We start from the raw sequence: 13,270 nt of genomic DNA on the forward strand, positions 1-13,270 counted from the left end.
TTATTCCGCTCAACTCATGGGGCATTAAGCCAGGTCATCAAGGTAGCTGCGATCCGATGGATCGAAACCATCGGCAGGTTTGCCATTTTTTGCCACATGCCATTGGAAAGGCACTTGGTCGGGTTCATTTTGCTGTGCGGAAATAGCCATGCGAATGAGCTGGTTTGCCAACTGGCTCACGGTTGTGCGTTCTCTGGCTGCTTGCTCCTTGAGCTGGGCAAGCAAGCCCGGTTCCAGGTCCAGTGTTGTTCGCATGGTTTAACCCCTTTTTCTTTTTTAGTTTGATACATCATGAATATGATAATAGTGCATCATGATGCATTGGCAAGGCATCATTGACGTCTCCGGTTTTGGATACTCACCTTCCCAGTGGTATCCAGTGAAGAAGGCAGCCCGACACTGAAAACCATTCTGGCAGATATTGATAACCCGGCGCTGGTTGAGCATATTCAGAGGGTGGGGCAGCTTTTTTATCAGAGGTAAAAAGGCAAAGTTTAGCTTCGAAATCGCTCTGGCCAGAAGCCGACATCCATAAACTGGTCAAAACTCCAGAGACAATCCGGGGGGAAATCCTCTTCAGGTAAACCTGTCTCAATGTGCGCATACCAGATTGCATCTTTATATGCCTTCGAGATGCACTCCACCAGCTTGCTTTGAAGGCTAGGGCTATCTGACAAAAGTGCGGTGATCTCTTTTCTCTGAACTTCCTCAAAATATTCACTGCTCACCTGGGGATTAAACAGGTGGATAACTCCACTATTGGATGACGCGGATATCTCGGGTTTGCTATGCGCTGTTTCGATAAATGCGTGGCTCGCTACCAAAAATAGGTAGAAGTGCTTGATTTGATTGGCGGTAGCGTGCTTTTTGGTTGGGTGTTCGGTTTTGCTGCTTGAGCTTTGCGAGCAGATCAAGAATCAAGACTTAATGGAATGGTCCGCCCCGCTCCCAAAACGGCTTCAAATGAGCCAAAATAGAGGTTCTGGAAGATGCTGAAAACGGTTTAACAGTGTTGTTCCGTGAACTGCTCAGTGAACTGTACGAAGAGATGAAACACTTGGACGAGCGAGTAGAAAAGCTTGAACAAAAGCTCGAAACCATTGCAGCCAATAATGAAGCTTGCAAACTATTGCTAACCATACCCGGTATTGGGTTGCTCAGTGCTACGGCACTGTTTGCTGCGATTGGTGATATATCAGCATTTAAAAATGGCAGGGAAATGGCTGCCTGGCTGGGCTTGGTGCCAAAGCAACAATCGACCGGTGGCGTGCCCACGTTGCTGGGGATCAGTAAACGGGGCGATACTTACCTGCGAACCCTGTTGATACACGGTGGCAGAAACATCGTCAGGGTAGCCGACAAACACGACGATCGACGTAATAATTGGATTAAAGAGCTTGATCAGCGCAGGGGCAAGAATATATCAGCAGTAGCTGTTGCCAATAAAAACGCTCGCATTGCCTGGGCTGTGTTAACCAAGAAAGAGCCGTACAAGGCAGCTGCATGAACATAGTCATTAAACTATTAAACATTTGTCGTTAGACAAGAAAAGCAAAAGCGTTTAATCAGTGTAAGAAGCCTGCAACGAGTTGCGCGGATAAAGTTCAAATGATGGCATAAAAGGTAAGACCTGCACTCCCTTGAACCTGACCGGGGTCAGGGCCTGTAGAGGCCGAAGACTTGATGAGGTGGGAGTGAGCGGATTCCATCAGGGCCAGAGGCATTGAGACCTCACCCCAAAGGCCGGTCTCTTTATTAAGAGAATGGAAGCATTACTCTTTAGTCATGATGGAAAACTTATCCTTGCAAAGCGGGGCGGACCATATATGACCCCGGTTTCTTGACCCCGGTTTCTTGATTGATGGGTATGAGTGGCGGGTGAATCGGTTCCGGATTTTTTGAACCGCAATGGGTGACGGCTCCCACAGATAAAATCCTGAAGCAAAATTCGGCAGGTAAACAAGACTCTCTTGATTAAAGCCGCGGGTAGAGAGTCACAGCCTGGTTTCCTCAATGCCCGGCATTAAGGCGACAGTCTCATTCACAGCTATTGTTCTTGGCAGTTTGACGGCTCTCCTTTTTTCTTGAAGGAGGCATTCCAGGCGGCGTTCCGTCACTAGATGGCCGCTCTTGCCTGCAGCCTTCAAAGGCGACCTGGCGAAGCACCATTTAAATACCCGGTATTTCCCGAGAAAGCAAAGAGCCCATTTCTGTTCCGGGTCAGCGCCCTGTTCAAGCAAAAAATTCAGAACCGCGCCGTGCCCGTTCTGGGCAGCGACGAAGAGGGCGGTCGCTCCATCCTTGCAAGCGGCCGACAGGAACGCCCTGACCGCCGTGGACTTGTCCGCCTCCGGCAGGCTTTCCACGGCCTCGTTGAGCGCCCCGACCAGGTATTTCACGACGCCGAGATGCCCGTTCTGGGCTGCGATGTAGAGGGCAGTCGCTCCGTCCTGGCAAGCGGTCGACAGGAACGCCCTGACCGCCCTGGACTTGTCCGCCTCCGGCAGGGTTTTCACGGCCTCGTTGAGCGCTTCGACCAGGTATTTCACCACGCCGAGATGCCCGGTCTGGGCAGCGATGAAGAGGGCAGTCGTTCCGCCTTTGCAAGCGGCCGACAGGAACCTCCTGACGGCCGTGGACTTGTCCGCCTCCGGCAAGGTTTCCACGGCGTCGTTGAACGACTCGACCAGGCATTTAACGACGCCGAGATGCCCGCACTGGGCAGCGATGTAGAGGGCGGCCGTTCCGCCTTTGCAAGCGCTCGACAGGAACGCTCTGACGGCCGTGGATTTGTCCACCTCCGGCAGGGTTTTCAAGGCCTCGTTGAGCGCTTCGACCAGGTATTTCACCACGCCGAGATGCCCGTTCTGGGCAGCGATGTAGAGGGCAGTCGTTCCGCCTTTGCAAGCGGCCGACAGGAACCTCCTGACGGCCGTGGACTTGTCCGCCTCCGGCAGGGTTACCACGGCCTCGTTAAGCGCCTCGCTCAGGTATTTTACGACGTCAAGATGCCCGTTCTGGGCAGCGATTAAGAAGGCGGTCGCTCCGTTTTCGCAAGCACTCGACAGGAACACCCTGACCGCCGTGGACTTGTCCGCCTCTGGCAGGTTTCCCACGGCCTCGTTGAGCGCCTTGATCAGGCATTTTGCGACGTCGAGATGCCCGTTCTGGGCAGCGATGTAGAGGGCGGTTGCTCCGTCCTGGCAAGCGGCCGACAGGAACCTCCTGGCGGCCATGGACTTGTCCGCCTCGGGCAGGGTTCCCACGGCCTCGCTGATAGCCTCGATCAGACATTTCGCGACGCCGAGATGCCCGTTCCGGGCAGCGATGAAGAGTGGATACACATGCCAGGTAGTATTAGCAACTTTCGACGGGAATGACCTGTTCACCAGAGCCGGATCGTTCGCCAGCAACTCTTGAACCCAGGGAAGATTATTGCCGCGACAGGCCGCCAGTATCGGGGCCTCACCGTTTGGATTTGATCTGTCGTCATCGACAGCACTGGCAAAGGAAGGCGCAGCACTCGGCCCCGATAAGGGGGCGTGTTGAGCGGTTAACCGGCAGGTAGAAAAACGACTCCGGATAGCATCCATCAATTGGCCACTCGATACGATACGGAAAGTGGAATTATAGGTGTTCAATCGTTTTTGTCTTTTTTTTTCTCGCGTTAAGAAAGGGTCAGAGACGCCAGGGTGGGTGGGCGCAGTTTGCAGTCTGCGGAGGCGCGGAGGCCCAAGGCAAAGAAGCGCTGCCCGGGAAGGCCGTCTGTCCGCCGGTACGATGGTAGGGATCGGGGAAAGACAAAAATCAGGGTCATCATTTTGCATAACACGTGTCGTTTATGGTGATAAACAAACAATATATTTGCACAATGAAAGACCTGCCCCCAGCTTTTCTGACCCCAGCTTTTCAGGAACGTATTGAGCTGCCCCCGGAAGAGAAGCAGGGTGCCATTGAGACCTTCTTCACCAAAGTCCGGGAGGAGCTGGATATCATTCCCAAATCCGCAGTGACCGTTAGCATGCTGGCCTGGATCATCATTGCCAAATATTGCGATGCCCTGCCATTGTTCCGGCAGGAAAAAATACTGGCACGCTATGGCGACTCCATTACCCGGACGACCATGGCCAACTGGCTGATCCGGTTGTCCCTGCAACTGCAGTCCCTGATCAACCTGATGGCAGACCATCAGCGAGCTGGGCACATCATAAATGCTGATGAAACCCGGATCCAGGTACTCAAGGAACTCAGCAGGGCCATCCACTCGGATAAGTACATGTGGGTGACCCTGGGTGGCCCACCAAGGCAACCGGCGGTGCTGTTCCATTACGATCCATCCCTGGGCAAGGAGGTTCCCCGGCACCTGTTCGAAGGGTTCAGCGGTTACCTGCAAACTGACGGCTATGCCAGTTACAGTGCCGAAACGGTTGAGAAACTGGAGCAGCTTCTACCCTGGGCAGTGAAGGCATCTCAAGAATAAGCCGATCCGGCGGGGTTGGCTATTACGCTGGTTAAATTAGCGTTTACGTTCTATTGTTGTCATCCCCAGCCGATTCTCCAACTGGAAACAGGTAATCCCCGAAGAAACCATGCAGTCACCTTCCTCCTCAGTAACCGCAGACACGGCATCCCCTTAACATTCACTGAAGCCGGAAGGCACCAGCCAGCAAACAGCCGAAAACAAGAAAGAAAGCGATCCATGTCAGGTTACCAGGTGGAACAGACAACAACGGTCACTGGAACATTTCCACCGCATCAACTGCAATCTGAATCCGGGCCCATCCCATCCATAAAGCGCAGGCGTGTTACTGACAACAGCAGGAGTATTGTGTGTTCTGCAACTTCGCTACCTGCTAATCCGGAGCCAATGGAGACCGAACCGGCCATGCCTGCTGACGCAGCCTCCAGGCTTCCGGGAGTGATCAGTTCCATATCAAGAAATCTACCAACCCTCAGCGACAACAGTCTATTAACTGGCAATGAACATACCTCAGCGATGGTGCAGGTCATGCCTGACCCAATGGAGGATGTACCGCTCACTACAGAAATTAGTGAAACATCAATTTCAGAATTTTCTGTAAGCCAGCAAAATGAACTGCGAACACATTTAAAAAAGCAAGAAATTCAAGCAATATTAACGAATGCCGGGACTTTTCTGAAAAACCTCAAAGACAGGAAAATCCAGTTAGCGCGAGACAGGGGAAAGCCGCCCGTACATTCCCTCTTTTCCAAGTTAAAAAACTTCAGCATTGTTAAAGATTCAGCAACGGTTGCTGGAAGGAATGCTGCTCACAAACCACTCTCTACCTGAACTAGAGAAAATACCGGATCTCTGCTTTTCAAACCGAGTGTCAACGATGATAAAAGAGGGGTGATAATCGGGAAATGCAGAATTTGAACTGTTGGAACCCCACCAAAGCCGAATGACTTATGTTGAATTAAGCACTGCTATCTGCAAAATGAGCTACGCAGTGGATTCAGAAACACGGAAAGAATGGAATGACGCCAGCGAGAAAAGGAGAAGAGACCCACTTGGGCTTGATGAAATAGTGGAATGGAATTTGGATTCATTGGCGACAGAGTCAGAACTGGTCAACAACGATGACTGGATGGAAGAGTTCCTACAAGGGCTATGTTGTGTTTAAGGGTTGAAAGTGAATAAATTCCAAAATCTTGTTGGTCAACCGATCAGTTGTTAAAGCATTAATGCCAGCTAGGAGGCTTGAAATAATTCCTCATTGAAATTTGGAAGCGATTAAAGGCAGTTCCTCAGCTTGCCGGTTTAGCCGTATCTTCGCTTTCCAGGAACTCCTCAGCATCAGAACGCGGGTCAATCTGCGCAACAATAGGTGTTGTGCGTGGTACTGGAATAAAGTGCTGCTCTTCGCTGGTGTAGATCGCAGGACGGTAAGCCATCCGAATCAGGAAGAAAAGACCGGTAGTGCCCATCACCGTGATGAAATACAGCATCAGGCCTTCAGGAATGTGGCTCATAAACAGTGAAGCGAAGATCGGGCCGATACACGCACCAAGGCTATAGGCCAGCAGAAGTCCCTGAGTGCCGGCAACAATATCATCCGGGTGCATATGATCACAGCCGTGGCTGATGGCCAGTGGATAGAGCGTGAAGGTAGCGCCGCCAAACAGAAACAGTGCCGGATAATACAGCCAGCTCTCGTGGGAACTGAGGATCAGGGCAAAGCAAATAGCACAGCCAGCCAGGGCAACCAGAATCAACATTTTACGCCGATCGATAATATCTGACAGGTAGCCCACCGGAAACTGCAGTGCCATTCCGCCAATCATGGTGATGGCCAGAAAGAGCGCGACGGTGTGATCATCACTGCCGCTGAGGTCGGCCAGGTAGATGGGCAACATTGAATACAAACCACCCAGTACCAGGCCACCGGCAAAACAGCCGAGTACTCCGGAGGGTGTCAGTTCAAACAGCTTTCTGAATCCCAGGGTAGAAGCCTCTTCAATTTCCGGTGTCGGGATTCGGGTCATGGCCGGTGGAAAGATCGATAATGACAGGAGAATACCGATCAGGATAAACGGCATCAGACTGCTGCTGTCAAGGAAGCCGACAAACAGCTGTCCGATAGCGTTGGCACCATAGAGTGACACCATGTAGAAAGACAGTACTCTGCCGCGGTTGGCGCTGTCACTTTCACAGAGCAGCCATGACTCAACCACAACAAATATACCCGCCACCGCCATGCCATTAAGGAAGCGCAGTATCAGCCAGCTGGTGGTATTCTCCGAGAGTGCCAGGCTCAGTACGGTGGCACAGAGCAACGCCATAAAGCAGGCAAACGAGCGAATATGGCCTACCCGGCAAACAATGCTTTCTGAGCGAAATGACCCGGCCAGTAATCCCAGGTAGTAGGCGGTACCCATAAGGCCGGCCAGAAAGTCATTGCCATCTGTCGCATTGATTCTCAGGGGAATCAGAGTCGTCAGGTATCCGCTGGCCAAAGCGAAAATAAACATGCCTGACAGTGGCGCAACAAAACGTATCATAGTTTGTAGCCCGATAACGGTGTTAATAAGTAGTTAACCAAATGAGCGTTGTATTCCGGGTTTTATCGGCCTGACAGGAAAGCGGAATAGAGCAGCTCGACGGGATTGAAGATGTTCTCAGAAACGCTCTGGTTAAGATAATATTATGGTTCAGAATCCGTTATTTTGAGGAACTCTGCAACTGATCAAAGGGTTGTACATGCCCACCCCGCTGGTGCATTCTGCGGGGCACCAAGCTTTAATATCTTCTTTGGCACCAGCATTGGCCATTCTCTCGGGGAGCCATTGTCGGTGAAGTAGGGACGCTTCTCGCTGATCACGGCAATACCACGTTTCTTCAGTACTTTCCGGGCTTCCTCCGAAGCCAGCGTTTCCTGCGTCAAGGTGCCCGGATTCATCCGTATACCTTCGCTCTTCAGCCGCTGCACCTCTTGCGCCAGTGCCTGTTGCGTTGCCGGGCTCAGCAGTGATGGGTCATGTTCGTACTGCATCTTTTCCAGCAGCGTCATTCCTGTCGGAATCGCCACCTGCCGCAGATCATACCAGCTGTTATGAATACCATAAGTGACCCCTTTGTTCTGATCAGCCTTGCAGGCCCGGTGGCCAGGGTCTGAACAGACAATAATACCAGCCTCCCGGGCCATTTTGCGCCGGACATTGTCATCAATAAACTGCATCATTCTCTGCACTGGCTCAGTTGTCCATTCAAAATTTTCAGAGATCCTGGAGCCGCCATGCTCATTCAGACCATAGACTTCGGTGTAGTCTTTTTTGCGATGATCCTGAAGTCGCGTGGTTATTCGCGCCAGATCAGCCGCACCGTGCATGGCGGCTTCCAGGTGACGTTGGAATTCACCCTTGTTGCCAGGCCCGGGGGTAAACTTTCCAGTCAGCTTCGGTGGTAAATCAAGACGTGCAGCATCAAAACCCGGGGGCTCAGTCACCGTGAATCCGGGAAAATCAGCCCCGACCCCATAACAACGGATAATGTCCAGTCGATCCGCAAAGCGTAATATGCGCAGATACCAGCGCACAGGGTCAGGCAGGTTCTGCTCGTCTTTACCCCTGGTATCGTTTTCCTTGCTGACCATCGCCTGTGCGATATTACCCAGTAGCAGTTCAGGGTAGTGCCCGGTCAGGTCCCGTTTGAAATAGCCCGCAGACCTTGTTTCTTCCGCGGATTTGTCGACATCTTCGGCAGCGGCATCATGGAAGATAATCGCCAGTGCCAGAAGTTCTTTTTCTATTTTTTTCAGGCGACACAGCTGAAATTTTTCCAGCAATTCCATATACCAGAGCCCATTATTCCTGGCCCGCAGAACATGACTGCAGCTGTGCTGTGGTTTCCACACGGTTGGCATGGTCTGTCTGGCAAGGCTCTTGATCACCCGTTCCGGTCCCGGGCGGCGGTAATAATGCTGCAACACCGTCAGGATGGTTTTTTCATTATCACCGACATGATCAGGCAGGACCGGCGGTTCGCTGAAGGCGTTCACCAAAAACTGTAACGCTGCGGGTGACTCAGCTGCCAATGATGTTGCCGATGTGCCGGGATCGTCGTGATGGAGCGATTGTTTCAGGCGCGCATTTTCACGCCGAGCCCACTGTACATGCTCTGGCCAATGCTGGTAGAAAAGATAAGTTTCCCGTTGCTTCCATAGATTATCAAGCCAATTGGTATAATCATTTGGAGAAAAATCATCAACAATCATCTTACCTTTAAGATCTCGCTTCTGCATATTGGATTTAAAAGATTTCATGAAGTTTTTGTTCAGGGAAGCTCCTGAGTAAAACAGGGCCAGTAAGTGAGACTTGATGGTGTCGAGAGTCGGGAATCTGCAATCTTTCACATATTGTTGCACTATCTCTTCCAGAGCGTCCTGCCGTTGCTGTTGACTAAGCCCCTGACAAATGCGGTCAAATTCAACAACGGCACCCGGACAGCAGGTCAAAGGTATCTGTCTGAGATGGAGCAGAGTCAGGAAGTCAAATGGACTAAAGGCAGCCAGCATGCAATTCATTATGCCCAGAGGCATTGTGTTACTGTCAAAACGGTCCATCCAGTAAATGAATGACACGCACCACTCTTTCGGCAGGCTTGCCCCACTGTGCAAAAGCAGCTGAAACATTCGGTAAGCTTCTTTCTCCTGTTTCTTAATGTGCTTCTGCTCAGGATGTGAGTATCTGCACATTTCGGAAGTCAGGAGCATTTCAAGCAAAGATTCAAAACTTCCTTTATGAAAAAAAGGCTGGTGGATTGGCAAGCCACTCTGTTTTAATCCCAGAAGTTTCTCGTAACTGTAACAACCGGGATCACTCACCAGCTGGATGGCCTGTTGCAATTTGTGCTCAACATCTGGTGAGACGGTTAATTCTGAGCCCAGTGCCTGTGTCCGCAAAGACATTGGCAGCAGATTTAACATGGCTCTGAAATTTTCTGGGGGTATGCCCTGTGAAATCGCAAAATAATCCAGAGAATCCTCATTCTTGGCCAGGTGTTTACTGTCCAGCTCACCATCAAAATTGACCTGAACAGAACCTGTTCGGTGGCAATAAACAACCAGAGGCAATGATTCAAGACCCAATACCTCTTCACACTGACGCTTGTGCCACAGGGTATCGGCAATATTTATCTGTGCATCGAGGTATACAACGATGCATTTGATGTCTTCTTTGCCATATTTGGTGAGCACCAGTTCCGGGTAATCGAGTACAGGGGTGTCATTGCCGGGTTTCAATTTTGGTAAACTGAACGTTCCATCCTTTCGCAGATGTCCCGAGGTGAAACGATGAGGGTAAGCTCTCCAGATGACTTGTTCGCCATGCTCACGACGTCTATAGAACATTGATGGCAGATCTGGCAGCAGTTTTGCTCGCAGTTGTTCCGGAGTCAAGCCAGGCTCCAGCAGCAGACGTTGAGTATAAGCATCACATTTATAGACATACAGGCATTGTGGATCAACAATGCCTACCATCCATTGGCAATACCTCTTTGGTATGGGCTTGGTGGGCATCATTCCCCCCGGCAGGACGAGGGAGAAGGGTCTTGGTGACCCCTTACCTGAAAAGTACTGTTTTTCTGTATTTAAATAAATTCGCCGAAACGCCAGACGCCCACTCCTGGCGGCCCACAGTAGCGCTTGCCGCTCAGGCTCCCTCGGATGAGGGGTTCGCCAGTTCGATTTGCTGGCACTCCATTGGCCAGAGGCTGTTACGGACTGGGTGTCAGACTTTGGTTGAGGGTACAGGCTTGCGTAATTCCCTGTTCCGTAGGCAACATCCATGGCAATACTCCATTAAAACTTGTCCTCCATGAGAGTAATTGGCTGGTGAAAAGTTCCATCACGGCCCTAAGGATCAGGCTTCTCTATCTTTCCAACGGTGTCATAACCGATTTAATTGGCTGAACAGGCCAACGAGTTAAGGAATGGAGCGAGTGGTAATTATGCGACAACTTCTAACCACAGAATTGACAGCAAACAATCAGTCAGACATCCGTAGTTCAGTGATCTTCGCTGTGTTACCGCCATGGAGGGTCAACACATGGCCATTGATGCTAAAGATGGCTGATATGATTGCACTACGATGGGAAGTGGTGGCTTTTTCTTCCCATGATCCATCGCTGTTCTGACCATAAATTTTCACTGTACCATCGAAACTGGCAGTGACCACATGGCGGCCATCGACACTAAAGGTTGCTAATCTAATATCCTTACCATTGGAAATAACGGCTTTTTCTCTCCATGATCCATTGATCGTCAGGCCATAGATTTTCACCGTGTGATCTATGCTGCATGTGATGACATGACGGCTATCGGGGCTGAATTTGGCATAGTAGACTCTTTTGTTATGGGAAATCATGGCTTTTTCTTCCCATGATCCATCGTCCTTCTCGCCATAGATTTTCGCTTTGCCATCTAGACTGGCGGTCACCACATGGCGGCTATCGGCGCTGAATTTGGCTGAGAAGAAACTTTTGTTATGGGAAATGGTGGTTTTTTCTTTCCATGATCCGTCTTTATCCTGGCCACAGATTATCGCCTTGCCATCGTCACTGGAGGTCATTAAATAGCAACTATCGGGGCTGAATTTGGCTGAGTTGACCTTTGCATTGTGGGAAATGATGGCTTTTTCTTCCCATGAGCCATCGGCATTCAGTCTATGGATTTTTGCACTGCCATTTTTTCTGGTGATCACCACATGGCGACTATCAGGGCTGAATTTGACTGAGACAAAATCGGAAATAATGGCTTTTTCCAGCCATGACCCATCGTCCTTCCTGGCATAGATTTTCGCTTTGCTATCCAGGCTGGCGGTCACCACATAGCGGCTATCGGGGCTGAAGGAGGCTGTGTAGAGAATTTCATCATGTGGAATGATGGCTTCTTCTGCCCATGACCCATCGTCTATCAGGCCATAGATTTTTGCCCTCTTATCCCAACTGGTGGTTACTACATAGCGACCATCTTTGCTGAAGGTGGCAAAATTGACCCTATCATCATGGGAAATAGTGGCTTTTTCTTCCCATGATCGTTCGTCCTTCTTGCCATAAATTTTCGCCTTGCCATCGTCACTGTAGGTCAACACATGGCGGCTATCGGGGCTGAATTTGGCTGAGCGGACCCAGTGACTGTGGGAAGTAGTGGCTTTTTCTTCCCATGATTGTTCGTCCTTCTTGCCATAAATTTTCGCCTTGCCATCCATACCTGCGGTCACTACATAGCGGCTATTGGCACTGAAGGTGACTGATCTGACTTGCTTATCATGGGAGATAGTGCTTTTTGCTACCCATGATTCATCGCTCTCCTGGCCATAGATTTTACAGGTTCCAGAGTGACAGGCGATCACCAGGTGGCGTCCATCGGCGCTGAAGGCAGCTAAGTCCTTTGAACTATTACAGGGGATGCTGGCTTTAGTCTCTAATTTAAATGATTTACATTGACACATCAGTTTAGTGAGAGTGGAAAAGAACAGAGCAGGAAAATAAAAACACGCCTGGCGATCCATGATTGGCTTGACTAATGCCTCATCCGTTGTAAAACGGCTCAACCAATTCTCGAGTTGACCTTTATTTTTTGCAGTGAGGATTGTTTGCGTAATGGCCTGGTGTGATGAAGCAATCTGGCGATACCACGCCCTTATCATTGATGCATCTTTTTTGAGCGTTTTGTAAATGCATGAATTCGCCTGTGTTAAACGGGCAATATCACGAGTCTGCAAATAGGTATAAATTTTGGATTGTATTTCAAAGGGTAAATCGAGCAATAATGAAAGCTCATTCTTGTCACGAACAATGACGTCCCTACGCGTGCTGATACCACTTCGTGTCTCTGATTGAGATTGAACTGGTGTTGATGAAAGTGCATCACCAATACCGGAACTACTCTTTATGTAATCCATAAATAGTCGACATTATTTGGCGGATGGTTTTCACGAAGATTTAGCGATAATGGCACAGTCCTCTTTTCCGTCCTGTGCATTGGTACTCTGGCCGTAAAAATTCACCAGTCTTTTTATCCGGCTGCGTCCCTGGGCCATTCGGTAGCGGTTGGTGTCCCTCAGGCTGTATACGCAACCGCAGTATTCCTGTTGATAGAACGCTTCCCGTTTGGACAGCTCAATCATTCTCTGGCTGCCCCCTTGTTTACGCCAGTTGTGAGTCCAGTAGGAAACACCGGGGTAGTGCCCTGCAGAGCGGATGCCACAGTCATTGATCTGTTCCATGTTCTTCCAGCGTGAAATACCCAGTGTGCTGGAGATTACCGAAAAGTGGTGTTCATAAGCATAAAGGGCGGTTCGTTCAAAGCGCATATCAAAACAGACGGTGCAGCGTTTGCCCCGTTCCGGCTCATTTTCCAGGCCCCGGGTGCGGGCAAACCAGTTGTCGGTATCATAATCAGCATCAATAAACGGAATATTGAGTTTGTCACAGAACCGTTTGTTTTCATCCTTGCGAAGCCGGTACTCCTCAGCCGGGTGGATGTTCGGGTTGTAAAAGAATACGGTCTGCTCAATACCCGATGCCTGAATCGCTTCCATCACTTCACCGGCGCAGGGGGCGCAGCAGGAATGCAGCAGGATTTTTTCAGCACCATCAGGAATATTCAGAACAGGGCGTTGATAATTTTCCAGGGAGAGAGGGGTGTTTTTCATGGCAGCTATACCGGTCTGACAGGTAGAGTGTTTACACAACCGGTAAGCATAGCAAAATATTGTCGTAAACCTGCTATCCAGCAGAAGAACCGAT

Annotated in this window: 12 protein-coding genes; 4 read left to right on the forward strand and 8 right to left on the reverse strand. The window is 50.2% G+C overall.

Translation table 11 applies throughout. The features are described 5' to 3' along the window. Positions 1-24: 24 nt before the first annotated feature. Positions 25-255 carry a hypothetical protein gene (locus J7439_RS06350; RefSeq protein WP_101749147.1) on the reverse strand — a complete coding sequence of 77 codons (231 nt, stop codon included), beginning with the start codon at positions 253-255 and terminating at the stop codon, positions 25-27. A gap of 239 nt (positions 256-494) precedes the next feature. Beyond that, positions 495-914: a DUF29 family protein gene (locus J7439_RS06355; RefSeq protein ID WP_209200990.1), complete on the reverse strand. Its 420-nt coding sequence runs from the start codon at positions 912-914 to the stop codon at positions 495-497. A gap of 68 nt (positions 915-982) precedes the next feature. Here J7439_RS06355 and J7439_RS06360 point away from each other — a divergent pair, with 68 nt between their 5' ends. Then, positions 983-1,507 (forward strand): IS110 family RNA-guided transposase, encoded by a 525-nt coding sequence (locus J7439_RS06360; RefSeq protein ID WP_286198234.1) that lies wholly within the window; start codon positions 983-985, stop codon positions 1,505-1,507. A gap of 487 nt (positions 1,508-1,994) precedes the next feature. Here J7439_RS06360 and J7439_RS06365 read toward each other — a convergent pair whose 3' ends face one another. Next, entirely contained in the window at positions 1,995-3,827 is a 1,833-nt protein-coding gene (locus J7439_RS06365) for an ankyrin repeat domain-containing protein (protein ID WP_353623009.1), read from the reverse strand. A 44-nt stretch (positions 3,828-3,871) separates the two neighbouring features. On the opposite strand from J7439_RS06365, the gene J7439_RS06370 reads away from it, so the two are divergent. After that, on the forward strand, positions 3,872-4,480 hold the full coding sequence (locus J7439_RS06370; RefSeq protein WP_209200993.1) for an IS66 family transposase: 609 nt from the start codon (positions 3,872-3,874) through the stop codon (positions 4,478-4,480). A 275-nt stretch (positions 4,481-4,755) separates the two neighbouring features. Here J7439_RS06370 and J7439_RS06375 read toward each other — a convergent pair whose 3' ends face one another. Then, the gene (locus J7439_RS06375) at positions 4,756-4,980 is read right to left on the reverse strand and encodes a hypothetical protein (RefSeq protein ID WP_209200994.1); all 225 of its coding nucleotides are present in this window, start codon (positions 4,978-4,980) and stop codon (positions 4,756-4,758) included. Positions 4,981-5,008: 28 nt separating this feature from the next. On the opposite strand from J7439_RS06375, the gene J7439_RS06380 reads away from it, so the two are divergent. Both J7439_RS06380 and J7439_RS06385 read left to right on the forward strand, forming a co-directional pair. Beyond that, on the forward strand, positions 5,009-5,311 hold the full coding sequence (locus J7439_RS06380; protein ID WP_209200995.1) for a hypothetical protein: 303 nt from the start codon (positions 5,009-5,011) through the stop codon (positions 5,309-5,311). Positions 5,312-5,459: 148 nt separating this feature from the next. Beyond that, on the forward strand, positions 5,460-5,645 hold the full coding sequence (locus tag J7439_RS06385) for a hypothetical protein (RefSeq protein WP_209200996.1): 186 nt from the start codon (positions 5,460-5,462) through the stop codon (positions 5,643-5,645). 124 nt (positions 5,646-5,769) lie between these two features. Here the strand turns inward: J7439_RS06385 and J7439_RS06390 are convergent, their stop codons facing one another. The 4 genes from J7439_RS06390 to J7439_RS06405 form a co-directional block, all read right to left on the reverse strand. Beyond that, positions 5,770-7,023, reverse strand: a complete 1,254-nt coding sequence (locus J7439_RS06390) for an MFS transporter (protein ID WP_209200997.1) — start codon at positions 7,021-7,023, stop codon at positions 5,770-5,772. 185 nt (positions 7,024-7,208) lie between these two features. Then, on the reverse strand, positions 7,209-10,307 hold the full coding sequence (locus tag J7439_RS06395; RefSeq protein ID WP_209200998.1) for a hypothetical protein: 3,099 nt from the start codon (positions 10,305-10,307) through the stop codon (positions 7,209-7,211). 199 nt (positions 10,308-10,506) lie between these two features. Next, on the reverse strand, positions 10,507-12,423 hold the full coding sequence (locus J7439_RS06400; protein ID WP_209200999.1) for a WD40 repeat domain-containing protein: 1,917 nt from the start codon (positions 12,421-12,423) through the stop codon (positions 10,507-10,509). Between the two features lie 30 nt (positions 12,424-12,453). Then, positions 12,454-13,176: an epoxyqueuosine reductase QueH gene (locus J7439_RS06405; protein WP_209201000.1), complete on the reverse strand. Its 723-nt coding sequence runs from the start codon at positions 13,174-13,176 to the stop codon at positions 12,454-12,456. Positions 13,177-13,270: the final 94 nt, after the last annotated feature.

Source organism: Salinisphaera sp. G21_0 (assembly GCF_017744115.1).
Lineage (GTDB): Bacteria > Pseudomonadota > Gammaproteobacteria > Pseudomonadales > Endozoicomonadaceae > Endozoicomonas.

What these genes read in the sequence shown, in the direction of transcription:
- J7439_RS06350 (WP_101749147.1), bottom strand. Translation starts at nt 255, where the DNA reads ATGCGAACAACACTGGACCTGGAACCGGGCTTGCTTGCCCAGCTCAAG.
- J7439_RS06365 (WP_353623009.1), bottom strand. Translation starts at nt 3,827, where the DNA reads ATGCAAAATGATGACCCTGATTTTTGTCTTTCCCCGATCCCTACCATC.
- J7439_RS06370 (WP_209200993.1), top strand. Translation starts at nt 3,872, where the DNA reads ATGAAAGACCTGCCCCCAGCTTTTCTGACCCCAGCTTTTCAGGAACGT.
- J7439_RS06380 (WP_209200995.1), top strand. Translation starts at nt 5,009, where the DNA reads ATGCCTGACCCAATGGAGGATGTACCGCTCACTACAGAAATTAGTGAA.
- J7439_RS06385 (WP_209200996.1), top strand. Translation starts at nt 5,460, where the DNA reads ATGAGCTACGCAGTGGATTCAGAAACACGGAAAGAATGGAATGACGCC.
- J7439_RS06390 (WP_209200997.1), bottom strand. Translation starts at nt 7,023, where the DNA reads ATGATACGTTTTGTTGCGCCACTGTCAGGCATGTTTATTTTCGCTTTG.
- J7439_RS06395 (WP_209200998.1), bottom strand. Translation starts at nt 10,307, where the DNA reads ATGGATGTTGCCTACGGAACAGGGAATTACGCAAGCCTGTACCCTCAA.
- J7439_RS06400 (WP_209200999.1), bottom strand. Translation starts at nt 12,423, where the DNA reads ATGGATTACATAAAGAGTAGTTCCGGTATTGGTGATGCACTTTCATCA.
- J7439_RS06405 (WP_209201000.1), bottom strand. Translation starts at nt 13,176, where the DNA reads ATGAAAAACACCCCTCTCTCCCTGGAAAATTATCAACGCCCTGTTCTG.